Below are 24,848 nucleotides of genomic sequence, written 5' to 3'. Positions count from 1 at the left end.
GGCGCCCTGTTCCCCCGTCTCCCGGAGGTTCACTCGTGCTGCGAAAGTTCCTGTCGGTGTTCGGCCTGCTGTTCGCGCTGTCGGCCACGGTACTGGTCACCCCGGCCGAGGCCAGCGTCTACAGCTCCTGCACCGTGTCCGGCTGCTCGGCCGCCAAGACCGCCTACAACGGCTGGAGCCAGCTCGGCTTCCCGCGCTCGGCCGGCTGGTACGCGTGGCCCTACGGCCAGTACAACTACACCGGTGGCGTGTTCCAGAACCGCGAGGGCGAGCTGCCCGCCGGCGACAGCTTCTACGAGTACGACGTCAACCCGCGCGCGAAGGGCGCCTCGCGGGACGCGGAGCGCATCGTGCGTGACGTGACCACCGGCGTCGTGTGGTACACCCCCGACCACTACGTGAACTTCTACCGCATCGTGTGAAACCGGACCGGGCGGGAGACTCCGGGCACGGCGTCTCCCGCCCGCCGGGTTACTCCATCCAGCACTGTCCGGGTCCTTCGACCAGCGGATCCTGCGCCGTTCGGCTGGACTCCGACGGACCGTGATGACACGATCACCAAAAGTTGTCCACTGCTGGGGATGATCGTTGTCCGGTCGAGGGGTCTGGTGGCTGCTCGGTTCGGCGGGCACCGGCAACCTCGCGGACGGCATCGGCAAGGTCGCCTTCCCCCTGCTGGCCACCACGCTCACCCGTGACCCGGTCCAGATCGGCGCGTTGTCGGCGACCCAGTTCGTGCCGTGGCTGCTGGTGGGCACCGTCGCGGGTGCGCTGGTGGACCGCGTCGACCGGCGCCGCGCGATGGTGCTGGCGAACCTCGTGCGGGCCGTGGTCGTCCTGCTCACGGCGGTGCTGGTCGGCACCGGCACGCTGTCCATCTGGCTCGTCTACCTCGCCGCCCTGCTGCTGGGCGCGGCCGAGACGGTCGCCGAGAGCGCGGCGAACGCCGTGATCCCCGCCGTCGTCGAGCGGGACCGGCTCGAAGGGGCCAACAGCCGGTTCCAGGCCGCGGAGATCCTGGGGCAGACGTTCCTCGGCGGACCGGTCGGCAGTGCCACGTTCGCCCTGTTCGCGCTGCTGCCGTTCCTGCTCAGCTCGGCGGGGTTCGCCATCGCGGCGGCGCTGCTGCTCGGACTCGCGGGCGGTTTCCGCCCGAGCACGCCCGCCGCCGCGGTCAAACTGCGCACCGACCTCGCCGACGGCCTGCGCTGGCTCGCGCGCAACCCGCTGCTGCTGCGCCTGGTGCTGATCGCCGGGCTGATCAGCGTGACGAGTGAGCTCGCGCAGGCGCAGCTCGTGCTCTACGCGCTGGAGGACCTGGGGCTGAGCGACGCGGCGTTCGGCGTGTTCAGCTTCGTCGGCGGGCTCGGCGGGCTGGCCGGTGCCGCCGCGACCCCGTGGCTGGTGCGGCGGACCGGCCGCGTTCCGGTGCTGCTGTGCGGAATCCTGGCCGGCGGGCTCGGGTTCCTCGCGATGGGCCTGGTGCGCGACGTGCTCGCGGGGGCGCTGGGCTTCGGGTTGTTCGCCGCGGCCGTGGTGGCGGTCAACGTCGTGCTCGCCACGGCCCGGCACGCGCTGGTGCCCGGCGAGCTGCTCGGCCGGGTGCTGGGCGCGTGGCGCACGGTGGTGTGGGGCGCGGTGCCCGTGGGCGCCCTGCTCGGTGGCGCGCTGACCCGGCTGGCGGGCAGCGCGAGCGCGACGTTCGTGGTTTCGGGCGTGGCGCAGATCGTGCTGGCCGGGGTCGCCGTGCTGCTGGTGCGGGGCTTCACGCTCGGCGGAACCACCGAGCCGAGCCGCGCCTGACTGTCGGTCCGGAGCAGTACGATCCGCTGGGTACCGTTTCCGAGGGGGGTCACCGTGACGTATCCGAACCAGCCGCCGCAGTGGAACCAGAACCAGTACGGCCAGCCCTACGGGCAGCAGCCCCAGTACGGGCAGCAGCCGCCGCAGTACGGCCAGCCCACGCAGTACGGGTACGGCCCGTACGGTCCGCAGGGCCAGTGGGGCGCGCCGCAGACGCCGTCGCGGCCGAACATCTTCGCCGGGGTGCTGCTCGACCTCGGCGGGTTGTTCGGGGTGCTGCAGTTCTTCCTGCCGTGGATCGACTCCTCCTTCTCGAACGTCCACGTCAACGGCATGGACATCGCCGAGCTCGCGGGGCAGGCGAGCGCCCTCGGGGCGAGCGCGAGCGAGAGCACGCTGATCCAGATCGGCGTGTGGACGGTCCTCGTCGGCGGCGCGCTGGCGCTCCTGCTCGGCGCGGTGATGTTCGTGCCGATGCGCAGCCACCGGCCGCTCGGCGCGATCGCGCTCGTCCTGTCGGTGCTCATGGTCCTGGGCGCGGTGTTCTGGCTGACCGGCGGCGAGGCGAACCCGGACAGCACGTCCGTCGGGTACTACTTCTTCCTCTTCAGCGGCGTGATCGCCCTGATCGGCTCGATCGTGGGAGTCGTCCGCCGCTGAACCCGGGCTGGCCCCCTTGACGCTCCTCCGCGTCCGCGAATAAGTTACATGGAAAAACAAAATGGAGGAGCAACGATGCGGTCGCCCACCCCTGAAGACAAGTTCTCGTTCGGCCTGTGGACCGTCGGCTGGACCGGTACCGACCCCTTCGGCGGCCCCAGCCGCCCCGCACTCGACCCGTGGGAGTACTCCGACAAGCTCGCCGAGCTGGGCGCGTGGGGAATCACCTTCCACGACAACGACGTCTTCCCGTTCGACGCCGACGACGCCACGCGCCGTCGCATCAGCGGGCGGCTCAAGGACGCCGCCGACAAGGCCGGGCTCGTCATCGAGATGGTCACCACCAACACTTTCAGCCACCCCGTGTTCAAGGACGGCGGGCTGACCTCGAACGACCGCGCCGTCCGGCGGTTCGGGCTGCGCAAGATCCTGCGCGCGGTCGACCTCGCCGCCGACATGGGCGCCACGACGTTCGTCATGTGGGGCGGGCGCGAGGGCGCGGAGTACGACGGCTCGAAGGACGTCTACGCCGCGTTCGAGCGCTACAAGGAGGGCCTCGACACCGTCGCCGGATACATCAAGTCGCAGGGCTACGGCCTGCGCATCGGCCTGGAGCCGAAGCCGAACGAGCCGCGCGGCGACATCTTCCTGCCGACCGTCGGGCACGCGCTCGCGCTGATCGCGCAGCTGGAGCACGGTGACATCGTCGGCCTCAACCCCGAGACCGGGCACGAGCAGATGGCGAACCTGAACTACACGCACGCGCTCGGGCAGGCGCTGTGGAGCGGCAAGCTCTTCCACATCGACCTCAACGGGCAGCGCGGCCTCAAGTACGACCAGGACCTCGTGTTCGGGCACGGCGACCTGATCTCCGCGTTCTTCACCGTCGACCTGATCGAGAACGGCTTCCCCGGCTACCCCGACGGCCCCCGCTACACCGGTCCGCGGCACTTCGACTACAAGCCCTCGCGCACCGAGTTCCTCGACGGTGTCTGGGAATCCGCGCGCGCCTGCATGTCGACGTACCTGATGCTGGCGGACAAGGCGAAGGCGTTCCGGGCGGACCCGCGGGTGCGGGAAGCGATGACGTATGCGGGCGTGTACGACCTGGCGACGCCGACGCTCGCGCCGGGCGAAAGCGTCGAAGCGTTCCTCGCCACCGACGACGACTTCGACCCGGAGAAGGCCGCCGAGCGCGACTTCGGGTTCGTCCGGCTGCAGAACCTCGCGCTCGAACACCTCATAGGGTGAGCCGGTGACGAGTGCGCGGCAGTCGACGTTGCGGGCCACGAACCTCGGCCTCGTCGCTCGTACCGTGTGCGCGGCGGCGCTCCCGCCGTCCCGGGCGGACGTCGCCGCCGCCACGTCGATGACCAGGGCGACGGCGTCCCGCCTCGTCGACGAGCTCGTGGCGGGCGGTGTGCTGGCCGAGACCGAGCCGGCCGCCGCCGGCCGCGGCCGTCCCGCCACCCCGCTCGTGCCGGGCGCGCGCTTCGCCGCGCTCGGCCTGCAGGTGAACGCGGGGTTCCTCGCGGTGCGCGTGCTCGACCTGCGGGGGCACGTGGTGGGCGAGGCGCTCGAACAGGACGACTTCGTGGGCAGCGACCCGGCTTCGACGCTCGCGCGGCTGGGGCGGCTGTGCCGCGAGGTGCTCGACGGCCTGCCCCGGGAGGTGACGCTGACCGGGGCGGGGCTCGCGCTGCCCGGCCTGGTGGCGACGGAGACAGGGTTGTTGCTGAGGGCGCCGAACCTCGGCTGGTCGGACGTGCGGCCGGAGCCGTTGTTGCGGGGTGCGGTGCCCGAGGGGCTGGGCCTGCACGTGGACAACGAGGCGAGCCTCGCGGCGCACACGGTGGCGGAGACGGCGCCGGGGCGGCCCGGCGCCTTTCCGGACTTCATCTACCTTTCGGGTGAGATCGGCATCGGCGGGGCGGCGGTGCTCGGCGGTCGCGTGATGGCGGGGCGGCACGGCTGGGCGGGCGAGATCGGGCACGTGACGGTCGACCCGGCGGGCCCGGAGTGCCGGTGCGGGTCGACGGGCTGCCTGGAGACGTACGCCGGTCGCGACGCGCTGCTCGCGGTGGCGGGCCTGGCGCACCCGGCGGAATTGGCGGCCCGGGCGGCGGCCGGGGACGAGCGTGCGCTGGCGGCGGTCGCCACGGGCGCGCGGGCACTCGGGGTGGCGCTCGCGGGGGTGGTGAACGTGCTCGACATCCCGACCGTCGTCCTCGGCGGGCACCTGGCCCACCTGGCTGATTTGCTGCGCGACGACCTGGAGGAGCAGCTGCGGACCCGGGTGCTGTCCGCCCGCTGGACCCCGCCGAAGATCGAAGCGGCCCAGGCCATCCCGGCCCCCGGCGCGACGGGCGCGGCGTTCCGGGAACTGGCGGGTCTGCTGGCGGACCCGGCCCGCTGGCTGGGTTGAGCGCCCCGCCGGTGGCGCGCTTTCTGCCTGCCGGACCCGCCGAATCCCGAAGGGCCACAACGATCCCCGCCCGGGGCACCGCATCCCACACCCTCGCCAACCCGGCCCATGGGCTGGGCTGAGCGCCCCACCGGTGGCGGCGCCTCCTGCCTGCCGGACCCGCCGAATCCCGAAGGGCCACAACGATCCCCGCCCGGGGCACCGCATCCCACACCCTCGCCAACCCGGCCCATGGGCTGGGCTGAGCGCCCCACCGGTGGCGGCGCTTTCTGCCTGCCGGACCCGCCGAATCCCGAAGGGCCACAACGCACCCCGGCCCCGGGCACCGCCTTCCGCACCCTCGCCAACCCGGCCCATGGGCTGGGCTGAGCGCCCCACCGGTGGCGGCGCCTCCTGCCCGCCGGACCGCCACACCCAAGCGCCACAACACATCCCCGCCCCGGGCACCGCACACCCTCGCCGACCCGGCCCACTGACTGGACTGAGCGCCCTGCCGGTGCCCGCCCGCCGGACCCGCCGGACACCGAAGCACCACAAGGAACCCCGGCGCCGCATGCCCCCTCGCCGACCCGGCCCGCTGGCCGACCCCAGCACTCCACGCCTACACCGGGCTCCCCGCCTTCGGGCTGTCCGCCGTGGCGGGCGAGGACGTCAGGATGCCCGCGATCGCGCCCAGTCCGCTGCCCGCGAGGCCGGACAGCAGGTCGGGAATGGGCTGGCTCAGCAACGCCAGCGCGAGCACGCCCACGAGCAGGATCCCGGTCAGGATCCCGAGGATCACCAGCGCCAGCGAACGCCGCCGCTCGGCGGGGCTCACGCGGCGCGAAAACAGCTCGTCCCCGAGCAGATCCAGCTCCGTGACCAGCACGTCCGGGTCGACCTGACGACGACGGACCTCCATCAGCAGCTGGTTCAACTCGGCTTGACGAAGCACTGCCAAAGACGAGTTCTGGGTCATACTCCACGGTAAGACCGGACGAACCCGGCGGACACGTAACGTCACCTAACCGATACCCATTGATACGACACCCTGCCCGGAACGAGGGAAGGAAGCTCCGATTCCCACCGCGATCGTCGTCCTGCTCCCCGGCGCCGAACCCGTGCTCGACGCCGTCCGCGCACACGCTCCCTCGCTGGTCAGAGCACTGCCGGCGCACGTCTCGCTGCTGTACCCCGGGCCGCCGCCGGAAGCCGTCGCCGAAGTCACCCGGTTGACATCGGCCCTGCCTCCCGTCGTCACCTGCGAGGAGATTCTCACCGGCGAGGACGGGTTCGTCGGGCTCGCCGTCCCGGAGCTGGACCCCGTGCTCGCCCGCTTGCGGGACGCCTTCCCCCGCGCGACCCCGTACGGCGGCCGTTACGGCGAGGCACCCGCCGCCCACGTGACGCTGGCCCTCGGCGCCCGCGCGGACGAAATCACCGCGCTCGTGCGGGACCTGCTGCCCGTGCGGAGCGAGGTCGTCGGGCCGCTGTTCGTCGAAAACACCGCCACCGGCTGGCGTCCGGTCAGCGCGCCACCACCCTGATGGTCTCCAGCGACGAGTCCGCCGCGTCCGGCACCGACATCCCCGCCGCCAGGCCGGAACGCAGGTAGGACAACACGTCCTTGGTCAGCACCTCGCCGGGCACCACGGCCGGGGCGCCGGGCGGGTACGGGGTCAGCATCTCCGCCGCGACCCGCCCGGCCGCCTGTTCCGCCGGTACCTGCTCGGCGGGGCCGAAGAACGCGTCACGCGGCAGCATCGCGGTGTGCAGCCGCAGCTCGTCCGGCGTCGGGAGGTCGACCGGCTTCGGCTCGGGCAGCCGCTCCGCCGCCGCGACCAGCGCCTCCAGCGCGTCGACGAGTGCGGTCGCGGTCTCCTCGCGGTCGGCGTACGTGAACTGCGCGACGAGCCGCCGGTGGTCCGACAGCCCGACGGTGACGTGGCGGTGCTCCCGCAGCCAGTCCGTCGCCTGGTAGCCGCTGATGCCGAGGCCGGACACGTCGACTACCACCTTCAGCGGGTCGTAGGAGCTCGCGTGCTCACGGAACTCCTCCCCCATCACCGCGAGCCCGTCCAGCTCGCCGATCCGCGCCCGCACCGACCGCACCAGCCGTAGCGCGGCGCTCAGCAGCTCGTCGCCGTGCTGCACCATCTGCCGCCGCCAGCCGTCGAGCGTCGCGTACACCAGCGACGAGGCGCTGGTGGTGCCGAGCAGGTCCTCGCGTGCCTTGAGCACGGCCGGGTCGACGCGGTCGCCCTGCAGGTGGAACACGGAGCTCTGCTCGACGGCCGAGCCCATCTTGTGCACGCTCGTGACGCACAGGTCCGCGGCCGCGTTCATCGCCCACGGCGGCAGGTCGTCGTGGAAGGGCAGGTGCGCGCCCCACGCCTCGTCCACGATCAGCGTCCGGTCCCGCTCGTGGCACAGGTCCGCGATCGCCTTGATGTCCCCGCACGTGCCGTAGTCGGTGGGGGTGACGAGCAGCAGGCCCTTGGCGTCCGGTTCGGACTCGAACGCCGCGCGCACCTCGTCCACGCCGGGCGGATGCGACAGGTGGCGTTCGGCGTCCCAGCGCGGGTCGACCCACACCGGCTGCACGCCGCTGACGATGAGCCCGGCGATGACCGACTTGTGGGCGTGCCGCGCGACGAGCAGCTTCTCGTGCGGCCCCGCGACGGCCAGCATCGCGCTCTTGACCGACAGTGAGCTGCCGCAGGTGGAGAAGAAAGTGTGCTCGGCGCCGACGGCGTCGGCCATCAGCTCCTGCGCCTCCGACAGCACGCCGAGGCGCGAGAGGCGGTCGTCGAGGCCGTTCACGGAGATCACGTCGGAGGTGAAGACGCTTTCCCCGACCGTGTCCAGCACCCGCTTTTCGACGCCGCGGCCCTGCTTGTGCCCGGGCGGGTTGAACGGGACGAACCCGCCCTCCTGGAACGCCCGCAACGCTTCCAGCACCGGTGCACGACTGTGGTCCATACCCGGGGAAATGCCCGCGGAGGCAGTGGATCAAACCGCGGCGGCGGGGGTAGCCGGAGGCCATGGCTGACTGGTACGCACGGGTGGACGAGGCGGTCGACGGGCTGGCGGAGCGGCTGTGGGACGTGGCGCTGACCCTGCACCGCGATCCGGAGCTGGCGTTCGACGAGCACCGCGCGGCCGCGCGGCTGTCCGAGGAGCTCCTGCAGGGCGGGTTCGCCGTGGACCGCGGGATCGCGGGCCTGCCGACGGCTTTCGCGGGCCGCGCCGGAACCGGCGAGCCGCGTGTCGCGCTGCTGCTGGAGTACGACGCGCTGCCGGGGCTCGGGCACGCGTGCGGGCACAACCTCATCGCGGCGGCCTCCCTCGGCGCCGCGCTCGCGACCCGCCAGGCGGACGTGCCGGGCACGGTGCTCGCCGTCGGGACGCCGGCCGAGGAGGGCGGCGGCGGGAAGGTGCTGGAGCTGGCGGCCGGGGTGTTCGACGGCGTCGACGCGGCGCTGATGTTCCACCCCGGGGTGCACAGCTGGTCGTGGGCGCCGCTGACCGCGCAGGCCGAGCTGACGGTCACCTTCCACGGCCGCGCCGCGCATCCGACGGGGAACCCGACGGAGGGCATCGACGCGCTGGCCGCGTTGATCCAGTTGTTCACCGTGCTGGCCGTGCTGCAGCGGCGCCTGCCGCCCGGATCGCACGTGCAGGGCATCATCACCCAGGGTGGCGAGGCGACGAACATCGTGCCGGACCTCGCCGAGGGCCGGTTCGGACTGCGCGGCCTGACGACGGCGGCGCTGGACCGCCTGGCCGAGCAGGTGCGGGAGGCCGCCGAGGGCGTCGCGCGGGCCACGGGCACGACGGTGTCGGTCGAGCGGCCGCGGGAGGGGTACGCGCACTTCCGCAACAACACGGTGTTGTCGGACGCGTTCGGCAGGCACCTCGGGGAGCTGGGGATCCCGATGACCGAGCCGGAGCCGGGGGTGTTCCTGGGCTCGTCGGACATCGGCAACATCAGCACGAGCCTGCCCGCGATTCACCCGTTCGTCGCGATCACCGGCCCGGAGCAGTCGGACCACACGCCGGAGTTCGCGGCCGCCGCGGCGAGCGAACGCGGCCGGACGGTGCTGCTCGCGGCGGCTAAGGCCCTCGCCAGGACGGCGGTGGACGTGCTGACCGGCGCCCACGACGCCGCCTGGGCGGAGTTCCACCGGCGCGCCGCCGCCGAGCGGTAAGAATGGGACGTGCGCACGATCTCCGAGTCCCAGCTGGCCGCGACCCTCGCCGGGGTGCCCGGGGTGCCGCGGGTGGTGGCGGCGGGCAACTTCGCGACCCCGGCGCGCACCCTCGCGATCCTCGACTCGGCCGTCGGCGAGTACCGGCTCTTCATGCTCAACGCGCAGCGCGGCATCCCGGACCGCGACGGAGTCACGCTGGAGACACCGTTCGTCGGCCCGGGGATGCGCGGGAAGCCCGGGCTGCGGTACTTCCCGTCGCGGCTGTCGCTGGTTCCGCAGCTGCTCAAGGAAACGCTGCCGCCCGATGTGGTGCTGCTGCACACGTCCGTGCCCCGCGACGGCACGGTTTCGCTCGGCACCGAGGTGAACCTCCTGCCCGCCGCCGTGGAGGCGGTGCGGGCGCGCGGCGGTCTCGTGGTGGCGCAGGTGAACCCGCGGATGCCCTACACCTTCGGCGACGCCGTGCTGACGCTGGACGAGGTCGACTACGCCGTCGAGGTCGACGAACCGCTGGCGAGCCCGGTCCCGCGTCCTCCCGGTGAGGTGTCGGCGCGGATCGGTGCGCGGGTGGCGGAGCTGGTGCCCGACGGGGCGACGCTGCAGCTCGGCATCGGCGCGGTGCCGGACGCGACGCTGGCCGCGCTCACCGGACGGCGCGGGCTGAAGGTGTGGTCGGAGATGTTCAGCGACGGTGTGCCGGCGCTGGAGAAAGCCGGTGCGCTGGATCCGTCGGTGCCGGTGACGGCTTCGTTCGTGTTCGGCAGCGCCGAGCTGTACGACTGGGTCGACCGCAACCCGCGGGTGCGGATGCTGCGCACGGAGAAGACGAACGATCCGGGCCTGATCGCGCGGCAGCCGGCGCTCGTTTCGGTCAACAGCGCGCTGCAGGTGGATCTCTACGCGCAGGCGAACGCCGGGCGCGTGCGCGGGGTGGTGTACTCGGGCTTCGGCGGGCAGACGGACTTCGTCGTCGGGGCGCTGCATTCACCGGGCGGGCACGCGATCATCGCGCTGCCGTCGTGGCACCCGAAGGCGGACGTGTCGACGGTGGTGCCGCGCCTCACCGGCCCGGTCACGTCGTTCCAGCACAGCTACATCGTGAGCGAACAGGGCACGGCGACGATCTGGGGCCGGGACGCCGTGAGCCAGGCGCAGGAGATCGTGGACCACGTCGCCCACCCGGACGCCCGGGAGGAACTCCGCGAAGGCGGGCGGGCACTGGGTTTTCCGCTGCGGTGAGCGGTTTCCAGGCTCACAACCACGCCGGGTGCTTGAGCCGGTAACCGCCTGTGCGGGCGATCTCGCGCAGCACCTCCACCAGGTGCGTCACGTACCGGGGCACCGCCGTGCGCGCTGCCGGTGTGTCCGGGTACTGCGCCTTCAGGTACGTCCGCTCGGCGAGGCGGTTCAGCCACATCGATACGTCCGCCGTCTGGCCGGGGCCCACCAGCGCCGTCACGTTCGACGACGCCCACTCCCGTGCGCCCGGCGCGTGCCGCATGTCCAAATAGGACACCATCGGCGGCACGGCGGCCGCGTCCCCCTGCGGGTCCAGGCCCGGCAGCAGCTCCGCGACCCGCAGCAGCGACACCCGCGCCAGGCTCTGCGCCCGGTCGAACGCCGCCTGCGCGCCGGCCACCACCGACCCGAACTCGCGCCCCGCCACCGGGAACGCCACCGGCCCCAGGTTGATGAACCAGCCCTGCGCCGACTGCCACCGCGGCTCGTCCCGCGTGTGCACCACCGCCAGCCCGCGATGCTGCTCCACCCCGGCCAGCTCGTACGCCGTGATCGCCAGCGCCGTCAGCCATCCCGCTGAGAAACCCGCCCCATTTTCCTTGCAGGCGCGGGAAAACCGCTCCGCCTCGGCCGCGTCGAACACGTCGGCGTCCAGCGCGGCGCTGGAGTAGAACCGTCCCGGCTCGACGTCGAGCTCCAGCGGAAACGCGGGCGGCGGCCCGGAAAGCCAGAAGTCCAGCCACTGACGCGCTTCCGGCGACTCCAGCGTCAGCTCCGCGGCCAGCGCGCGCTCCTGCACACAAGCGTCCACATAGGATCCTACTTCGGGCAGCACCGCCGGAATGCCCGTCACTTCGGCCTCGTACAGCGCTCGCAGCTCCGCGAACACCAGCATCACCGAATAGCCGTCGGTGTGGCTGTGGTCCACGGCGTAGTAGACCGTCGCACTGTCCTCGCGCACGATCGCGCCCGCGACGAACGGCGGCCAGCTCAGGGGATCCGTGCCCTCGTCGAACCGCTCGTGCAGGTAGCCGGGAATGTCCGCGACCTCGCCCACCGCAACGGTTTCCAGGCCCGCCGGGACCACGGTGTGCCGCCGCAGCCCACCGTCGCCGAGGGAGAAGTACGTGAGCAGGCTCGGATGCCGTTCGAGCCACTTCTCCAGCGCCGCCGTCATCGCGTCCGGCCGGAACTCCCCCGGCAGGTCGAACACCGTCGCCAGCCACGGCGACTGCGCCCGGCCCGCCGCCCGGTTCGCCAGCAGCCGCCGCACGTGGTTCTCCTGCAGGTACGACAGCGGTTCCCCGGTGACCCGGTCGGCCGCCGCCGTCGCCCGGAACTCCACCAGCCTGCCGGGCTCGGGCCGGTAGCCGGTGATCGTCGTCATCAGCATCGGTGCGTCCCCTTCCTCATCCGGCCGGCTGCGGCACGGGCGCGGACGCGCGCAGCACCCCGGCCACGCGGTCGAAGTAACGCGCCAGCACGGTCCGCGCCGCCGGGGTGTCCGGATACCGCGCGGAAAGCCGCAGTCCTTCGTGCGACCGGATCAGCCACAGGTAGACCTCGTCCGCGTGCGGGCTGCGCGAGCGCAACGCGGCGGCCTTCCAGTCGGCCCACCGGTCGGCGCCCGGCACCCGGCGCAGGTCCATGTAGGACAGTACGAAACGGGGCGTGAGGTCGCGGCCGAGCAGTTCGGCGATGCGCTCGAACGGGATCGCCGCCATGGTCTTCGCCGCGCGGGTCTGCGCGGTCACCGCGGCGAGCACGCCCGGGAAGTCATCCGCCGGGCCGACGGCGACGCGCAGTGGCACGAGCCCGACGTACCAGCCCAGCGACTCGGCCCACTCCACCGCGCTGCGGGTGTGCATCGACATCAGCGCGCCGAACACCCCGCTCCCGCATTCGGCCCTGGCCGCCAGCGCCAGGCACGCGAGGCTCCCGGTCATGAACGAGCCGCCGTGCGCGCGGCTGCGGGCTTCGAGCGCGGACGCCTCTTCGGCGTCCAGCAGCATCCGGCAGGTGCCGGTCTGCGGCGCGGCCCCGAGTGACACCGGGAAGGCGGGCAGTTCGCCGCCGTGCGACAGCAGGAAGTTCCGCCACGCGGCGACCGCCTGGTGGTCGGCGAGCACCCGGCGCGCCGAACGCCGTTCGGCGCTGGCGAAGTCGACGTAGCTGCCGACGGAGCCGAGCGCCACGGGACTGCCGGAGGTCTCCGCGCGGTACAGGTCGCTGACCTCCCGCGCGATCATGAGGACGCTGTATCCGTCCACATTGGAGTGATCGAGGCTCACGTAGACGGTGAACGAGTCGTCGTGGGACACCACGGCGAAGACGTACGAAGGCCACGTGAGGGGGTCGGTCTCGGCGTCGAAGAGGTCCTCCAGCCGGGAAGCCAGCTCACCGGTGTCGAAGCGGCCGAGGTCCTGCCTGGCCAGTCCCACCTCACCCGGCGGCAGCGTCCTGCGGAAGACGCCGTCCTCGGTGCAGGACAGGACGCTGCGCAGCGTCTCGTGCCGGTCGATCCAGCCGAGCAGAGCCCGTTGCAGCGCGGCGATGTCGGGTCGGCCGGGCAGCTCGAAGGCGGTGCCGAGCCAGGACGCCGCGGCCTCACCCGCGGCCCGGCGGGCGTGGGCGACGCGGAGGTGGGCCTCCTGGACGTAGGCCGCGGGCCGGGGGTCGGCGACCACGTTCGTGCCGCCCGGCCGGAGGAACGGACGCAACACCGTGCAAGCGCCGGGACGGACGCGATAACCGGAAAGCTCGGTGAACTGCACAGTCCTCTCCAGACTCGAGCTGCGACGATGGAGGATGAACGCCAGAAACGGCCAGAGACGGCGGCACCCGTGCCGCGTCGGTACGGCGGAAGGCTAGCCGTCCGCTCGAAAGGCTGACAACGCGTTGCCCGGTGACCTTTCGCACACACAAAATCGCGTCAAGATGCTGGACCCAGAGTCCACAGTGGTCAGCGCTGCGGGCTGAGCGCGAGCCTGAGCCCGACGTCGACGAGCTTCCAGCCGAACCGGCGCCGCCGCGCGGCGAGCGTCGTGCGCGGGCGCGCCGCGGTCCGGCGCAGCTCCCGCTCCCGGTCGTGCACCAGCGCTTCGGCCATCAGGAAGTGCACCATCGTCGGCCCCCTAGTCATTGTCGGCTTCGCCGGGGAAGGACCGCCGGGGGAACGCCGCCCAGTGGAAGACCACCGTGGCGTCATCGGGACGGCGGTCCCGCCGGTAGCGCTCGACGACCTGCAGGATCTCGTCGCTCAGCGCTGCCGCCTCGTCCGGAGTCAGCGAGAGGCGCCCGTCGCTGAAGGTCGCCTTGTCGTGCCAGTCCTCGATCCATTCGGGCAGCTCGGCGACGAACCGGGTCTCCGCCTGGTACCGCTGCTCGACGAGGGCGTGCAGGTAGGCGTCGAGCGGCCCCGCCAGCTCGGGGTCGTCGATGAAGTCCTTGGCGCGCATGTGCAATCGCTCCTGCGCCGCCCGCCACCACCGTTCGCGCCTGCTGCCGCGTCCGGTGTCCTCGACGACGAGCCCGGCTTCGGCGAGCTGGCGCAGGTGCCAGCTGGTGGTGCCGGAGCTCTCCCCCACGCGACGCCCCAGCCCGGTCGCCGTGGCGGGGCCGTCGGCTCGGAGCAGGTCGAGCAGCCGGAGCCGGAGCGGGTGCGCGAGCGCGCGCAGCATCCGCTTGTCCATCCTCGGCTGTGGTCCAGCGGCCATGACCGGACCGTAGACCGCAGAGAGTTCTCTGCAAATGCTCCTCTGCGGTTGTCATCCGGATGGAGCAGTCAGCGACTCCCGTGCCGCCTCTCGCACCGCGTCCGCCGCGGCGGCCAGCGCCGGGGAGTGCAGCTTCCACTGCTGCCAGTACAGCGGCACGTCGATCACGCGTCCGGAATCGAGCAGCACCAGCGTGCCGTTCCGCAGCCGCGGTTCCGCCTGCGCGCTCGGCACCAGCCCCCACCCCATGCCCGCCGCGACCGCGTCGACGTACCCCTCCGACGACGGGACGTAGTGCCGCAGCGGGCCGGCGTCCCGGCCGGTCAGGTCGCGCGCGAACCTGTCCTGCAGGCCGTCGCGCCGGTCGAACACGACCACCGGAACCTCGCCGAGTGCGTCGCGCAGTGGCCGGTCCAGCCAGGTGGCGGCGAAGTCCGGGCTCGCCGACGGCAGGTAGCGCATCGACCCGAGCGCGGTCACCGAGCAGCCCTGCACCGGGTCCGGCGACGACGTCACCGCCGCCATCACGAGCCCCTCCCGCAGCAGCGTCGTCGTGTGCTCCTCGTCCTCGCGGTGCAGCTCGAAGCAGATGCGCAGCTCCGGCGGCACGCGGGTGAGCGCGGGCAGGAACCAGGTGGCCAGCGAGTCCGCGTTCACCGCGATCGGCAGCGTCGCCGGCTCCCCCGCGTGCGCCAGTCCCAGCTCCCGCCGCGCGTCGCGTTCCAGCTGCGCCAGCTGGCGGGCCAGCCGCACCACGACCTCCCCGGATTCGGTCAGCCGCACGGGTTTCGTGCGCAGCAGCAGGACCCGGCCGGTGCCCTGCTCCAGCGCCTTCACCCGCTGGCTCACTGCGGACGGCGTGACGTGCAGCGCCGCCGCGGCCGCGTCGAAGGTGCCCTCGTCGACGACGGCGAGCAACGTGCGGACCTGATCCAGCGGTAACGTCACGAGCGCTAATGATACGTAAGAATCCTTAGCTGGACTGTTGACAAGCCCGTCCATAACCTCGGAGGCGTGCCACCGCTTCTGCTCGCCGTCGCCTCCGGGTTCGGCACCGGTCTCTCGCTCATCGTCGTCATCGGGGCCCAGAACGCGTTCGTGCTGCGGCAGGGCATCCGCCGCGAGTCGGTCCCGCTGGTGGTCACGATCTGCGCGGCGTCGGACGCGATCCTGATCGCGCTCGGTGTCGCCGGGGTCGGCTCGCTCGTGCGGGCGCGGCCGACCGCGCTGACCGTGGTCGGGATCGTCGGCGGCCTGTTCCTGATCTGCTACGGGCTGCTGGCCGCGCGCCGGTTGTTCCGACCCGCCGCACTGACCACCGTCGGTACGGCGGTGTCCGGCCGCCGGGCCGCGCTGACATGCCTGACGATGACCTGGCTCAACCCGAACGTCTACCTCGACACCGTGCTGCTGCTCGGGTCCGTCGCCGCGACGCACGGGAGCCTGCGCTGGGAGTTCGGCCTGGGCGCGGCGCTGGCGAGCCTGTGCTGGTTCGTGGCGATCGGTTTCGGCGCGCGCCTGCTCACCGGGTTCTTCTCGCGCCCGTCGTCGTGGCGGCTGCTGGACGGGCTGGTCGCGGCGACGATGCTCACCGTCGGCGGCACGCTGCTGGCCACCGCCTGAGCCGTACCGTGGGGAGGTGGCCGAGGTCGAGATCGTGGCGCTGCTCGTCTCGCCGGTGCACGCCTTCGAGGGCCGCCCGGCGGACGGGCCGCGCCCCGATCCCGCGGGTGCCGGTGTCGAGTCCGTGACCGTGCGCGCGGGTCTCGGCCTGGTCGGAGACCGCTTTTTCAACCGCCCCGCGCACCGCACCGCGGCGGTGACCGTGTTCGCCGCCGAGTCGCTGGACGGGCTGGGCCGGCCGGACCCGTTGCTGGCGCGGCGCAACATCGTGCTGCGCGGCTTCCCGGTCGACGACCTCGCCGCGCGGCGCGGGCAGGCGGGCGCGGTGTTCAGCCTCGACTCCGGCGACGGCCCGGTGCGTTTCCAGGCGCACCGCCCGGCTCACCCGTGCGCGTGGATGGACGCCGTCCTGGCCCCCGGCGCGTTCAAGGCCCTCCGCGGCCACGGCGGCGTCCGGTGCACCCCGCTGGACGACGGCGTCCTGCGCCTGGGGGCGGCGAAACTGGAGGTGGGCTGAGGAGTTCGTCCTCGCGCAGCCGCAGGAGCGGCGCCGAGGCGGCGAGGGCGAGCAACCCCAGCACGGCGAAGGTGCCGCGCAACCCGAGCGCCGGTGCCAGCGCACCGGCCGCGAGCGCGCCCAGGGGTTTGGTCCCGTAGGCGACGAGCCGGTGCGAGCTGCCGACGCGCCCCAGCAACTCCGCGGGCGCGAGGGTCTGCCGCAGCGAGACGGTGACGACGTTGGCGATGATCAGCGTTGCGCCACAAAGGAAGTACGCCGCGGCGATCGCGAAGGGATCGGGCGCGAACGCGGGCACGGCGAGCGTGGCCGCGGCGCAGCCGAAGGAGACGAGCAACGGACGGGCACGGCCGAAACGGCGTTCCACGCGTTCGGCCAAGACCGCACCGAGCAGGCTGCCGGCGGCAGGCGCGGTGACGAGCCAGCCGTAGGCCCGCTCATCCAGCCCCAGCACCGAGCCCGGCCCCACGACGTACAGGACGAGGATCGCCTGCGTGCCGCTGCTGGCGAAGTTGAACACCCCGACCACCACCGTGAACGTCCGCAGAACCCGGTGCCGCCACACGAACCGCAGGCCCTCGGCGACTCGCGGTTTTCCCGCGTCGACGCGGAAGGCGCCGCGGACGAACAGCAGCGCCGCGACCGCCAGCAGCCACAGCAGTGCCGGGGCCACGACGACGGTGAGCACTCCCGCGGCGACCAGGAACCCGGCGAGCGGCGGCCCGACAAGCTCGTTGGCGGTCAGCTCGGCGGCGTACAGACGCCCGTTCGCGCGCGACAACCGTTCGGGCGCGACCAGCTGCGGGACGATCGCCTGCGCCGCGGTGTCGTAACAGGTCTCAGCTGTTCCCGCGCCGAACGCGACCACGTAGAGCAGCCAGATCGAGGTGGCCGACGACAGCGTCGCGAGCACGAGCGCCGCGAGCAGCCCGGCCCGGACGAGGTTCGCGGCGAGCATCAGCCGGCGGCGGTCGCAGCGGTCGGCGAGCGCGCCGGCGGCGGTCGCAGCGGTCGGCGAGCGCGCCGGCGGGCAACGCGAACAGCAGCCACGGCACGGTGAACGCGAACGTCAGCCCGGCGATCAGCACCGGTGAGCGCGTCTGGCCCACCGCCACGAGCGGCAGCCCGACCTTCAGCACGCCGTCCGCGAGGTTCGACATCGCCGACGACGTCCACAGCCACCGGAACCCCACTGATGGAGAATCCCACATCGATGGAGAAAACTCCATCGACTACCGTGCGCCTATGGCACTGCCGCACCGTCCCGCGAACGAGCGCGAGCTGAAAGCGCTTGCGCATCCCCTCCGGCTGCGGATCCTGCGGTTGTGCTGGCAGCGGGAGCTGACGAACAAGCAGCTGGCCGAGCGGCTCGGCCGGGACCCCGGCACGGTGCTCTACCACGTGCGGCAGCTCGCGGCGGCGGGCCTGCTGGAACCGGCGCCGGTGCGGACGGGAACCGGTGGCGCGCTGGAGAAGCCCTACCGCGCGAAGGCCCGCTCGTGGTGGCTCGACGACCCGCCGGGGGCCGGAGCGGAGGCCGCGTTCGCCCCGGTCGAGGCGGTGCAGGAGGAACTGCGCGCGGCGGGCCCGGAGTCGGTGCGGATGTTCGTCCGGTTCGCGCTGCACCTGTCCGCCGACGACGCCGCCGAACTGGGCCGGCGCATCCAGTCGGTGGTCGACGAGTACGTCGCGACGGACGGCGAGCGCCTCGGCAGCCCCGCCCACGGTGGGCTGATCGTGCTGCACCAGCTGGCCGAGTAGGGCTCACACTGGACACGAGACGTCGGAAGGGACTCGATGAACGAGGTAAAGCAGAACGACCAGAAGAGCCGCTACGAGCTGACGGTCGACGGGGAGCTGGCGGGGTTCGCGCAATACGCCGACCGCGGCGGGCAGCGGGTCGTCTACCACACCGAGGTCTTCCCGGCCTTCGGCGGACGCGGGCTGAGCAACGTGCTGGTGACCGAGGCACTGGCGGACGTGCGCACGAGCGGCAAGCGGCTCGTCCCGGTGTGCCCGCTGGTGGCCGCGTTCGTGGAGAAGCACCCGGAACAGGGCGACGTCGCCGACCCGGTCACGCCGGAGGTCGAGGAGTGGGTGAAGAAGACCCAGTGACGGGGGCCGCGTGACGGCGTTCTGTCGGGGCCGGTTGCTACCGTTTCCGCAACGGACGGCCGCACTTCCGGCCCTGGCAAAAGGATTCTGACCATGCACTCGGCCGAAGGAACGCGGACGATCGTGACGAGAGTGTTCCTCTCGTACATCCACGACTCCGAGCGGCACAAGCAGCAGGTGCTCGAGTTCGCGATCTTCCTGAGAAGCTGTGGGATCGACGTGGCCTTCGACCAGTGGGCCGGTCCGGCACGGCAGGACTGGTACGCGTGGGCGAACCGGGAGATGCTCGCTGCCGACTACATCCTGGTGATCGCGTCCGCCGGATACCTCGAAATCGGAGACGGCAACGGTTCCGCGAACAAGAACCGGGGCGGCCAGTCGGAGGCGGCCACGTTGCGCGACCTGTTGCAGGAAGACCGGGAGAAGTGGCTGCCCAAGATCGTCCCGGTGTTGCTGCCCGGGCACCATGTCACGGAGATTCCGAGGTTCCTCCAGCCCCAGGCCGCCACCCGGTATCCGGTCGAGTCCTTCACCGTCGAAGGGGCCGAGGACCTGCTGCGGATGCTGACGGGACAACCTGGCCACGTGCTCCCGCCGCTGGGTTCTCCTCCGGTGCTGCCACCACGGTCACCGGCTCCGGTTGCGGGGGAACCAGTTTGGCGAGAACTACCTGCCCCGGCACCGGCGCTCTGGCGACGGGACCTGGTGACCGACTACTACCGGCCCCAGGGATCGATGGTCGAACTTCATCTGGTGCCTGTGGGCTCACCCTCGCGACTTCCCGTCCGGCGGCTGGACACCCTCCGGCCCGAACTCGCCGCGCTCGGCAGGACCAAGGCCCTGTTCACCCCGGAGCAATCTCTGCAGGCGAACTCCACCGACCGGGCGGTGTGGGCCTACTCGACCGACTGGCGTCTCGGCGAAGCAGGGATCGCCGTGACGCGAGCAGGGCAGCGCTCTTGCTGGTTCGCCCTTCCCTCCGTGTCGCCCGTCCGAGTGCTCGACGAGGAGGACCTCGTCCGTACACTCGTCGAGCGGCTCGCCCTGCTGGCCGAGATCGAGCTTCCCGCGCCGGAAGAGATCGCGCTCGCAGTGGGAATGGATCCCCTAGGCATCCTCACCTTCGCCAAGCTGAGCGACGCTGCTTCATCGAGCAGTCACAGTATCCACATGGGGCCCGAGGTTGTCCGTGTCGAACCGGAGGAAGCGGTGCGGTTCGACGACCTCCAGCGGTTTCCCGAGATCATCGCGGACGAGCTGACCGCTCGCCTGATCTCCCGGCTGAAGCGACGCTAGTCCTGCCAAAGCAGGCTGGGCTTCGCCGAGCACCACGCGGCACCATGAAGCCCATGATCCTGCTGTCGGACCCCGTGATCGCCGCCGTGCCTGTGGGGGAGAACGGCGAACCCCTTGTCTTTCCCGGCGGGCTGCGGTTCGGGCCGCGCTCGCCCGCCATGTCGCCGCTCCTGCGGGACGGGCTCCTGCGGCGCCTGCTCGCCGCGCAGGCCTCGCTGCCCAGGGGGCTGCGGCTGCTGGTCGTCGAGGGCTACCGCTCCCCCGCGCTGCAACAGCAGTACTTCACCGGCTACCGCGACGAACTGCGCGAGCTCCATCCCGAGTGGACGGACGAGCGCCGGCACGTCGAGGCCAGCAAGTACGTGTCACCGCCCGAGGTCGCGCCCCACTGCACCGGCGGCGCGGTCGACCTCACGCTCGTCACCGAGACCGGTGAGGAGCTCGATATGGGCACCGAGGTCAACGCCGATCCCGAACGCAGTGCAAGCGCTTGCTTCACCGCCTCCGACAAGATCTCCGCGGAGGCACGGCGCAACCGCGACCTGCTGGGCGAGGCCCTCACCGCCGCCGGCCTGGTGAACTACCCCACCGAGTGGTGGCACTGGTCCTACGGCGAGCGCTACTGGGCACACACCACCGGCGCCACCCGGACGTGCTACGGCCCGCTGCCCGAACCGGACAGCGGGCCGTAACTCACGAAAACTACCGGCCGCCGGTCTGCCCCTGCGCCTGCAGGACCCGGTCGGTCACGTCCGCCACCTGGTCCGCGGGCGGCGCCGTCACGGTCACCGGCGTCCCGAAGTCCGAGAACGTCTCCGTGATCGAGACCGTCACCGGGCCCGTCGAGGCGCCGTTCTGCGCGGCGGTCGTCTGCGGGGTGATCTTCTCGTCCATCACCAGCTTCCGCAGCCGGCCCTGGTCGTCGACCCACACCTGCGCCGGCAGCGTGTGCGAGCCCAGCTGCTGCTCCAGCCGCTGGGTCGCCTGCTGCGCCTGCGGCGACCGCCCCGCCGCCGCCTTGTCCAGGTCCAGCGTCACGTCGTAGTGCTTCGTCGGCGTGCCGTCCACGGTGTCCGGCCCGATCTCGCGCACCTGGTCGCCCGCGCCGCGCAGGTAGCCCAGCGCGTCACTCGGGTCCGACACGTTCAGGCCCTGCAGGTCGCTCAGCGACGCCCCGTACTGCTGCTGGGCCAGTTTGTTGGCGTCGATCGAGATCCACGGCTTCCCGCCGGACAGCGCTGCCCCCAGGTTCGCGGGCAGCTGCTGGTACACCACGCCGTTGAGGAACCGGGCCTCGGCGTTGCCGGCCCCGTTCGGCAGGGTCTCGGTCAGCTGCGCCGTGTTGCCCGCGAAGTCGATGACACCCGACGCGCTGACGGGCACCGTCTGGCCCGCGGCGGTGATCTGGGTCGTCATCGCGGTCTTCGCCGTCTTGGCGTCCGTCGTCTTGGTGTACGCCGCGGCGACCACCTGACCCGGTGACGCCGGCTGCTCCTGGGCCGCCGTCGTCGTCGAGTTCCCGTTCGACGAGCAGGCCGAAACCGCCAGACCGGCCGCCACCAGCGCGGCTCCCGCGGCCGCCCCCAACGCTGTGCGCATGTTTCCTCCTTCGTCCAGTCCGCACGGAGTGCCCCCGTTCCGGGCGACCCACTAACAGGTGTGACGATCCTCACCAAGAGTGCGCTTTGTAGGGTGCGGGGGTGCGATCCCTGGCGCCGAGCCTGGCGGCGATGGACGAGGAACGAGCCGCCCGGTTGCGCGGGCTGCTCGTGCGCACCCTGCTCGGCACCACCCGGACGGCGGACGAGCACTTCACCCTCTTGCACCTGTTCCTGCTGCCACCCGGCCCCGGCGAGACCCGCTTCCTGCTCTACGAGGTGATCGAGCCGGTCGACCCGGAGGCGCCCGTGCGGCAGGTGGTGGACGCCGTGCGCGAGGAGCTCGTGGCGACGGGCGACCCGCGGCTGGTGGCGGGGGCGCAGGGCCAGTGGCAGCACCTCGACCCCGAGCTGCGCGGCCTCTACGCGGGCACCGGCGCGCGGTTCACGCCGCCCCAGGGCGACAGCCTCGGCACCACGATCATGCGGCTGGCCGACGGGACTGCCGTCGTGCTCACCCTCGACGCCGACGGCGAACCCGCGGTGCTGCAGACCTCCCAGCCGGTGATGATCGACGAGGAGGTCTATCCCGCCATCCGGCACATGCCGGCGACGGAGGAACCGCCGTTCGTCCTGATCGACACCTTCGCGCGGCTGGTGCAGGAGCCCGGCGAGCAGCACCCGTTCCGCCCGTTCGGCTGACGATCATCCGCGCGAACGGCGGTGACCAGCGAGAATGGCAGGGCGTGCCGGGTCCGATCGCTCGGGGGGCTGCGCGTTCGGCCCGGCACGCCCAGGCACACCGGCGCCGAAGTCGCCGCCGCACCTTGTGCCAGTCAGAGAGAGGGCGGCCACGCCGGTTCGGGACGCGCGTCGACAGGGATCACTCCTTCGAGTGAGATCGGAACGAACACACCGACGAAAGGACTCCCCATGCCGGACGAAGTACGGGTCACCGAACGCGGCCCGGTGCTGGTGATCACGATCAACCGGCCGCAGGCGCGCAACGCGATCGACGCCGCGGTCACCGAAGGCGTCGCCGCGGCGCTGGACCAGCTCGACGAACGCCGGGACCTGGCTGTGGGCGTGCTGACCGGCGAGGGCGGCACGTTCTCCGCGGGCATGGACCTCAAGGCGTTCCTGCGCGGCGAGGCCGTGTCGATCCCCGGCCGCGGCCTCGCCGGGATGACCGAGCGCCCGCCGAAGAAGCCGATGATCGCCGCCGTCGAGGGGTACGCGCTCGCGGGCGGCTGCGAACTGGCGCTGGCGTGCGACCTGGTGGTGGCCGCCGAGGACGCGCAGTTCGGCATCCCCGAGGTCAAGCGCGGGCTCGTCGCGGGCGCGGGCGGCCTGCTGCGGCTGCCGCAGCGCATCCCGCGGCAGATCGCGATGGAGTACGCGCTGACCGGCGACTTCTTCCCCGCGCCCGAGGCCCACCGGTACGGCCTGGTCAACCGCCTCGTCGCCCCCGGCGAAGCACTCGACGGCGCGCTCGCGCTCGCGGAGCGGATCACCGCCAACGCCCCGCTCGCGGTCCAGGTGAGCAAGGAGATCATCACGCGTTCCGCGGACTGGCGCAGTGACGAGGCTTTCACTGCGCAGCAGGCACTGGTCCGTCCTGTGTTTGAATCGGCTGACGCCCGCGAAGGCGCCCGGGCCTTCGCGGAAAAGCGCGCTCCGGTGTGGCGCGGTGAGTAAGGAAGCTGATGGCAGAGTCTGTTCCCGCGGCCCCTGAGGGGCTCGCGCCGCTGCTCGACGTCCTCGACCTCGAACCGATCGAGCTCGACATCTTCCGCAGCCGGTCGACCGGGGCGCCCGGCGGCCGGCTGTTCGGCGGCGAGGTGTGCGCGCAGGCCCTGGTGGCGGCGGAGCGGACGGCGCCGCCCGAGACCGCGCCGCACTCGCTGCACGCGTACTTCCTGCGGCCCGGCGACACGGGCGCGCGCGTCGTGTTCCGCGTCGACCGGCTGCAGGACGGCCGCAACTTCCGCCGCCGCCGGGTCACCGCGATCCAGCACGGCGAGCCGATCCTGTGCCTGGAGTGCTCGTTCACCACGGACCACTCCGGCACCACCCACCAGGTGAGCGCGCCGCAGGCACCGGACCCGGAGGAGTGCTCGCCGTTCGACCCGCGGCGTCCGACGAACTGGCAGGTGGAGCCGTACGACGTGTTCGACGTGCGCCCGGCGACCAGCGAAGGGGATGACTACGCGCGCTTCATCGACGACCTGTGGTTCCGGCCGCGGGCGGGCAAGGTCGACGACAGGGTGAGCGCCGCGGCGGTGCTCACCTACTTCAGCGACCTGACCTTCGTCTCGTCGATCCTGCGCCCCACCATGCGCACCGACATCAAGGGCCTCACGTCACTCGACCACGTGCTGTGGTTCCACAACGAGGTCCGCTTCGACGACTGGATCTACTACGCCAAGAGCAGCCCGGCAGTCGGTGACCTGCGGGGGCTCGCCGAAGGCCGGTTCTTCTCCCGCGAGGGCACGCTGATCGCGTCCGCCGCGCAGGAGGGGCTCATCCACGCCCGCAGGGACTCGTGATGGCGGGGCCGCTCGCGGGACTGCGCGTGGTGGAGCTGGCGGGCATCGGCCCCGGCCCGCACGCCGCGATGGTGCTCGCCGACCTCGGCGCGGACGTCGCGCGTGTCGAACGGCCGCGGTCGGCCGACCCGACCGGCGGGGCGGGCGACGCGCTGCTGCGCAACCGCCGCTCCGTCGCCGCCGACCTCAAGACCGCCGAGGGCCGCGACCTCGTGCTGCGGCTCGTGGCGAAGGCCGACGTGCTGCTCGAAGGGTTCCGGCCGGGGGTCGCCGAACGCCTCGGTGTCGGGCCGGACGAGTGCCTCGACCGCAACCCGGGCCTGGTCTACGGCCGGATGACCGGCTGGGGCCAGGACGGTCCGCTCGCGCCGCGCGCCGGGCACGACATCAACTACATCTCCCTCACCGGCGCGCTGCACGCGATCGGCCGCGCCGGTGAACGGCCGGTGCCGCCGCTGAACCTCGTCGGCGACTTCGGCGGCGGCTCGCTGTTCCTCGTCGCCGGGGTGCTCGCCGCGCTGTGGGAGCGGCAGCGGTCCGGGCGCGGGCAGGTCGTGGACGCGGCGATGATCGACGGGACGGGCGTGCTGCTGCAGATGACGTGGGGCTTCCTCGCGTCGGGCCGCTGGGCGGACGCGAGGGGCGTGAACCTCCTCGACGGCGGCGCGCCCTACTACGACACCTACACCTGCGCCGACGGGCGGTACCTCGCCGTGGGCGCGCTGGAGCCGCAGTTCTACGCCGAGTTCCTGCGTGGGCTCGGCCTGGCGGACGAGGACCTGCCCGCGCAGGACGACCGCGAGAACTGGGGGATCCTGCGCGCCCGCTTCACCGAGGTCATCGTGCGCCGGACCCGTGACGAGTGGATGGCGGTCTTCGAGGGCACCGACGCGTGCGTGACGCCGGTGCTGTCCTTCGATGAGGTCCAGCGGCATCCGCACCTGGCCGCCCGCGAGTCGGTGATCACCGTCGACGGCGTGCCCCAGGCCGCGCCCGCGCCGCGGTTTTCCCGCACAGCCGCGGCGAAACCGGCACCACCGCCCATCCCGGGCGCGGACACCGAGACGGTCGTCACCGACTGGGGCGCCTGACCCTGCGCGAACCCCTTCGCGGC

Annotated in this window: 28 protein-coding genes; 18 read left to right on the top strand and 10 right to left on the bottom strand. The window is 72.4% G+C overall.

The window, feature by feature from the left end; all coding sequences use genetic code 11:
- Window positions 1-35 precede the first annotated feature (35 nt).
- From FHX82_RS17375 to FHX82_RS17355, 5 genes are all read left to right on the top strand, one after another.
- The gene (locus FHX82_RS17375) at window positions 36-422 is read left to right on the top strand and encodes a ribonuclease domain-containing protein (RefSeq protein WP_145932973.1); all 387 of its coding nucleotides are present in this window, start codon (window positions 36-38) and stop codon (window positions 420-422) included.
- A gap of 166 nt (window positions 423-588) precedes the next feature.
- A complete protein-coding gene (locus FHX82_RS17370) occupies window positions 589-1,803 on the top strand; it encodes an MFS transporter (RefSeq protein WP_145932974.1) in 1,215 nt (404 codons plus the stop codon).
- Window positions 1,804-1,857: 54 nt separating this feature from the next.
- Entirely contained in the window at window positions 1,858-2,463 is a 606-nt protein-coding gene (locus FHX82_RS17365; protein ID WP_183176684.1) for a hypothetical protein, read from the top strand.
- Between the two features lie 75 nt (window positions 2,464-2,538).
- Complete coding sequence (gene xylA, locus FHX82_RS17360; protein ID WP_145932975.1) at window positions 2,539-3,714, top strand: xylose isomerase; 1,176 nt, start codon at window positions 2,539-2,541, stop codon at window positions 3,712-3,714.
- 4 nt (window positions 3,715-3,718) lie between these two features.
- Window positions 3,719-4,888 carry an ROK family protein gene (locus tag FHX82_RS17355; RefSeq protein WP_145932976.1) on the top strand — a complete coding sequence of 390 codons (1,170 nt, stop codon included), beginning with the start codon at window positions 3,719-3,721 and terminating at the stop codon, window positions 4,886-4,888.
- A 601-nt stretch (window positions 4,889-5,489) separates the two neighbouring features.
- On the opposite strand, the gene FHX82_RS17350 is transcribed toward FHX82_RS17355, so the two are convergent.
- Window positions 5,490-5,822, bottom strand: a complete 333-nt coding sequence (locus FHX82_RS17350) for a hypothetical protein (RefSeq protein ID WP_145932977.1) — start codon at window positions 5,820-5,822, stop codon at window positions 5,490-5,492.
- A 166-nt stretch (window positions 5,823-5,988) separates the two neighbouring features.
- On the opposite strand from FHX82_RS17350, the gene FHX82_RS17345 reads away from it, so the two are divergent.
- On the top strand, window positions 5,989-6,414 hold the full coding sequence (locus FHX82_RS17345; protein WP_145932978.1) for a 2'-5' RNA ligase family protein: 426 nt from the start codon (window positions 5,989-5,991) through the stop codon (window positions 6,412-6,414).
- On the opposite strand, the gene FHX82_RS17340 is transcribed toward FHX82_RS17345, so the two are convergent.
- Window positions 6,395-7,849 carry an aminotransferase class I/II-fold pyridoxal phosphate-dependent enzyme gene (locus FHX82_RS17340; RefSeq protein ID WP_145932979.1) on the bottom strand — a complete coding sequence of 485 codons (1,455 nt, stop codon included), beginning with the start codon at window positions 7,847-7,849 and terminating at the stop codon, window positions 6,395-6,397. The genes FHX82_RS17345 and FHX82_RS17340 overlap by 20 nt on opposite strands.
- A gap of 62 nt (window positions 7,850-7,911) precedes the next feature.
- Here FHX82_RS17340 and FHX82_RS17335 point away from each other — a divergent pair, with 62 nt between their 5' ends.
- Both FHX82_RS17335 and FHX82_RS17330 read left to right on the top strand, forming a co-directional pair.
- Entirely contained in the window at window positions 7,912-9,078 is a 1,167-nt protein-coding gene (locus FHX82_RS17335) for an amidohydrolase (protein WP_145932980.1), read from the top strand.
- Window positions 9,079-9,087: 9 nt separating this feature from the next.
- Entirely contained in the window at window positions 9,088-10,320 is a 1,233-nt protein-coding gene (locus FHX82_RS17330; RefSeq protein WP_145932981.1) for an acetyl-CoA hydrolase/transferase family protein, read from the top strand.
- Between the two features lie 13 nt (window positions 10,321-10,333).
- On the opposite strand, the gene FHX82_RS17325 is transcribed toward FHX82_RS17330, so the two are convergent.
- The 5 genes from FHX82_RS17325 to FHX82_RS17305 all read right to left on the bottom strand — a co-directional run bounded on the left by FHX82_RS17325 (window position 10,334) and on the right by FHX82_RS17305 (window position 15,038).
- Window positions 10,334-11,713 (bottom strand): condensation domain-containing protein, encoded by a 1,380-nt coding sequence (locus FHX82_RS17325; protein ID WP_145932982.1) that lies wholly within the window; start codon window positions 11,711-11,713, stop codon window positions 10,334-10,336.
- Between the two features lie 16 nt (window positions 11,714-11,729).
- Window positions 11,730-13,094: a condensation domain-containing protein gene (locus FHX82_RS17320; RefSeq protein WP_183176683.1), complete on the bottom strand. Its 1,365-nt coding sequence runs from the start codon at window positions 13,092-13,094 to the stop codon at window positions 11,730-11,732.
- Between the two features lie 188 nt (window positions 13,095-13,282).
- The gene (locus FHX82_RS17315; RefSeq protein WP_186382233.1) at window positions 13,283-13,444 is read right to left on the bottom strand and encodes a hypothetical protein; all 162 of its coding nucleotides are present in this window, start codon (window positions 13,442-13,444) and stop codon (window positions 13,283-13,285) included.
- A 10-nt stretch (window positions 13,445-13,454) separates the two neighbouring features.
- The gene (locus tag FHX82_RS17310; RefSeq protein WP_145932985.1) at window positions 13,455-14,036 is read right to left on the bottom strand and encodes a winged helix-turn-helix domain-containing protein; all 582 of its coding nucleotides are present in this window, start codon (window positions 14,034-14,036) and stop codon (window positions 13,455-13,457) included.
- A 51-nt stretch (window positions 14,037-14,087) separates the two neighbouring features.
- The gene (locus FHX82_RS17305) at window positions 14,088-15,038 is read right to left on the bottom strand and encodes a LysR family transcriptional regulator ArgP (RefSeq protein ID WP_145932986.1); all 951 of its coding nucleotides are present in this window, start codon (window positions 15,036-15,038) and stop codon (window positions 14,088-14,090) included.
- Between the two features lie 12 nt (window positions 15,039-15,050).
- Here FHX82_RS17305 and FHX82_RS17300 point away from each other — a divergent pair, with 12 nt between their 5' ends.
- Together FHX82_RS17300 and FHX82_RS17295 are read left to right on the top strand one after the other, a co-directional pair.
- Window positions 15,051-15,659, top strand: coding sequence for a LysE/ArgO family amino acid transporter (locus FHX82_RS17300; protein ID WP_145932987.1), 609 nt, complete (start codon window positions 15,051-15,053; stop codon window positions 15,657-15,659).
- A gap of 16 nt (window positions 15,660-15,675) precedes the next feature.
- On the top strand, window positions 15,676-16,176 hold the full coding sequence (locus FHX82_RS17295) for a molybdenum cofactor biosysynthesis protein (RefSeq protein ID WP_145932988.1): 501 nt from the start codon (window positions 15,676-15,678) through the stop codon (window positions 16,174-16,176).
- Here FHX82_RS17295 and FHX82_RS17290 read toward each other — a convergent pair.
- On the bottom strand, window positions 16,085-17,134 hold the full coding sequence (locus FHX82_RS17290; protein WP_229881095.1) for an MFS transporter: 1,050 nt from the start codon (window positions 17,132-17,134) through the stop codon (window positions 16,085-16,087). The genes FHX82_RS17295 and FHX82_RS17290 overlap by 92 nt on opposite strands.
- Complete coding sequence (locus FHX82_RS37015) at window positions 17,016-17,336, bottom strand: MFS transporter (protein ID WP_229881106.1); 321 nt, start codon at window positions 17,334-17,336, stop codon at window positions 17,016-17,018. Before FHX82_RS37015 ends, FHX82_RS17290 begins: the two co-directional genes overlap by 119 nt.
- 85 nt (window positions 17,337-17,421) lie before the next feature.
- Here FHX82_RS37015 and FHX82_RS17285 point away from each other — a divergent pair, with 85 nt between their 5' ends.
- The 4 genes from FHX82_RS17285 (at window position 17,422) to FHX82_RS17270 (ending at window position 20,279) form a co-directional block, all read left to right on the top strand.
- Window positions 17,422-17,937 (top strand): ArsR/SmtB family transcription factor, encoded by a 516-nt coding sequence (locus FHX82_RS17285; RefSeq protein ID WP_145932989.1) that lies wholly within the window; start codon window positions 17,422-17,424, stop codon window positions 17,935-17,937.
- Window positions 17,938-17,973: 36 nt separating this feature from the next.
- On the top strand, window positions 17,974-18,291 hold the full coding sequence (locus FHX82_RS17280) for a GNAT family N-acetyltransferase (protein ID WP_145932990.1): 318 nt from the start codon (window positions 17,974-17,976) through the stop codon (window positions 18,289-18,291).
- A 123-nt stretch (window positions 18,292-18,414) separates the two neighbouring features.
- Window positions 18,415-19,587 (top strand): SEFIR domain-containing protein, encoded by a 1,173-nt coding sequence (locus FHX82_RS17275; RefSeq protein ID WP_183176682.1) that lies wholly within the window; start codon window positions 18,415-18,417, stop codon window positions 19,585-19,587.
- A 53-nt stretch (window positions 19,588-19,640) separates the two neighbouring features.
- Window positions 19,641-20,279, top strand: a complete 639-nt coding sequence (locus FHX82_RS17270) for a M15 family metallopeptidase (RefSeq protein WP_221216137.1) — start codon at window positions 19,641-19,643, stop codon at window positions 20,277-20,279.
- A gap of 10 nt (window positions 20,280-20,289) precedes the next feature.
- Here the strand turns inward: FHX82_RS17270 and FHX82_RS17265 are convergent, their stop codons facing one another.
- Window positions 20,290-21,186 (bottom strand): SCO4651 family lipoprotein, encoded by an 897-nt coding sequence (locus FHX82_RS17265; protein ID WP_145932993.1) that lies wholly within the window; start codon window positions 21,184-21,186, stop codon window positions 20,290-20,292.
- A gap of 101 nt (window positions 21,187-21,287) precedes the next feature.
- Here FHX82_RS17265 and FHX82_RS17260 point away from each other — a divergent pair, with 101 nt between their 5' ends.
- From FHX82_RS17260 to FHX82_RS17245, 4 genes are all read left to right on the top strand, one after another.
- Window positions 21,288-21,887: a hypothetical protein gene (locus FHX82_RS17260; RefSeq protein ID WP_145932994.1), complete on the top strand. Its 600-nt coding sequence runs from the start codon at window positions 21,288-21,290 to the stop codon at window positions 21,885-21,887.
- A gap of 231 nt (window positions 21,888-22,118) precedes the next feature.
- Window positions 22,119-22,883 (top strand): crotonase/enoyl-CoA hydratase family protein, encoded by a 765-nt coding sequence (locus tag FHX82_RS17255; protein WP_145932995.1) that lies wholly within the window; start codon window positions 22,119-22,121, stop codon window positions 22,881-22,883.
- Between the two features lie 8 nt (window positions 22,884-22,891).
- Window positions 22,892-23,734: an acyl-CoA thioesterase gene (locus FHX82_RS17250; protein ID WP_145932996.1), complete on the top strand. Its 843-nt coding sequence runs from the start codon at window positions 22,892-22,894 to the stop codon at window positions 23,732-23,734.
- Entirely contained in the window at window positions 23,734-24,825 is a 1,092-nt protein-coding gene (locus tag FHX82_RS17245) for a CaiB/BaiF CoA transferase family protein (protein WP_145932997.1), read from the top strand. Before FHX82_RS17250 ends, FHX82_RS17245 begins: the two co-directional genes overlap by 1 nt.
- Window positions 24,826-24,848: the final 23 nt, after the last annotated feature.

This window comes from Amycolatopsis bartoniae, assembly GCF_014191255.1.
Taxonomy (GTDB): Bacteria; Actinomycetota; Actinomycetes; order Mycobacteriales; family Pseudonocardiaceae; genus Amycolatopsis_E; species Amycolatopsis_E bartoniae.
This window is presented reverse-complemented; position numbering and strand designations above follow the sequence as displayed.

Bases quoted from the DNA above. Each gene is read 5' to 3' on its own strand.
- FHX82_RS17285 (WP_145932989.1), top strand. From the start codon at position 17,422: ATGGCACTGCCGCACCGTCCCGCGAACGAGCGCGAGCTGAAAGCGCTT.
- FHX82_RS17270 (WP_221216137.1), top strand. From the start codon at position 19,641: ATGATCCTGCTGTCGGACCCCGTGATCGCCGCCGTGCCTGTGGGGGAG.
- FHX82_RS17310 (WP_145932985.1), bottom strand. From the start codon at position 14,036: ATGGCCGCTGGACCACAGCCGAGGATGGACAAGCGGATGCTGCGCGCG.
- FHX82_RS37015 (WP_229881106.1), bottom strand. From the start codon at position 17,336: ATGTCGAACCTCGCGGACGGCGTGCTGAAGGTCGGGCTGCCGCTCGTG.
- xylA (WP_145932975.1), top strand. From the start codon at position 2,539: ATGCGGTCGCCCACCCCTGAAGACAAGTTCTCGTTCGGCCTGTGGACC.
- FHX82_RS17290 (WP_229881095.1), bottom strand. From the start codon at position 17,134: ATGCTCGCCGCGAACCTCGTCCGGGCCGGGCTGCTCGCGGCGCTCGTG.
- FHX82_RS17335 (WP_145932980.1), top strand. From the start codon at position 7,912: ATGGCTGACTGGTACGCACGGGTGGACGAGGCGGTCGACGGGCTGGCG.
- FHX82_RS17280 (WP_145932990.1), top strand. From the start codon at position 17,974: ATGAACGAGGTAAAGCAGAACGACCAGAAGAGCCGCTACGAGCTGACG.
- FHX82_RS17265 (WP_145932993.1), bottom strand. From the start codon at position 21,186: ATGCGCACAGCGTTGGGGGCGGCCGCGGGAGCCGCGCTGGTGGCGGCC.
- FHX82_RS17245 (WP_145932997.1), top strand. From the start codon at position 23,734: ATGGCGGGGCCGCTCGCGGGACTGCGCGTGGTGGAGCTGGCGGGCATC.
- FHX82_RS17315 (WP_186382233.1), bottom strand. From the start codon at position 13,444: ATGGTGCACTTCCTGATGGCCGAAGCGCTGGTGCACGACCGGGAGCGG.
- FHX82_RS17305 (WP_145932986.1), bottom strand. From the start codon at position 15,038: ATGGACGGGCTTGTCAACAGTCCAGCTAAGGATTCTTACGTATCATTA.
- FHX82_RS17255 (WP_145932995.1), top strand. From the start codon at position 22,119: ATGCCGGACGAAGTACGGGTCACCGAACGCGGCCCGGTGCTGGTGATC.
- FHX82_RS17250 (WP_145932996.1), top strand. From the start codon at position 22,892: ATGGCAGAGTCTGTTCCCGCGGCCCCTGAGGGGCTCGCGCCGCTGCTC.
- FHX82_RS17325 (WP_145932982.1), bottom strand. From the start codon at position 11,713: ATGCTGATGACGACGATCACCGGCTACCGGCCCGAGCCCGGCAGGCTG.
- FHX82_RS17340 (WP_145932979.1), bottom strand. From the start codon at position 7,849: ATGGACCACAGTCGTGCACCGGTGCTGGAAGCGTTGCGGGCGTTCCAG.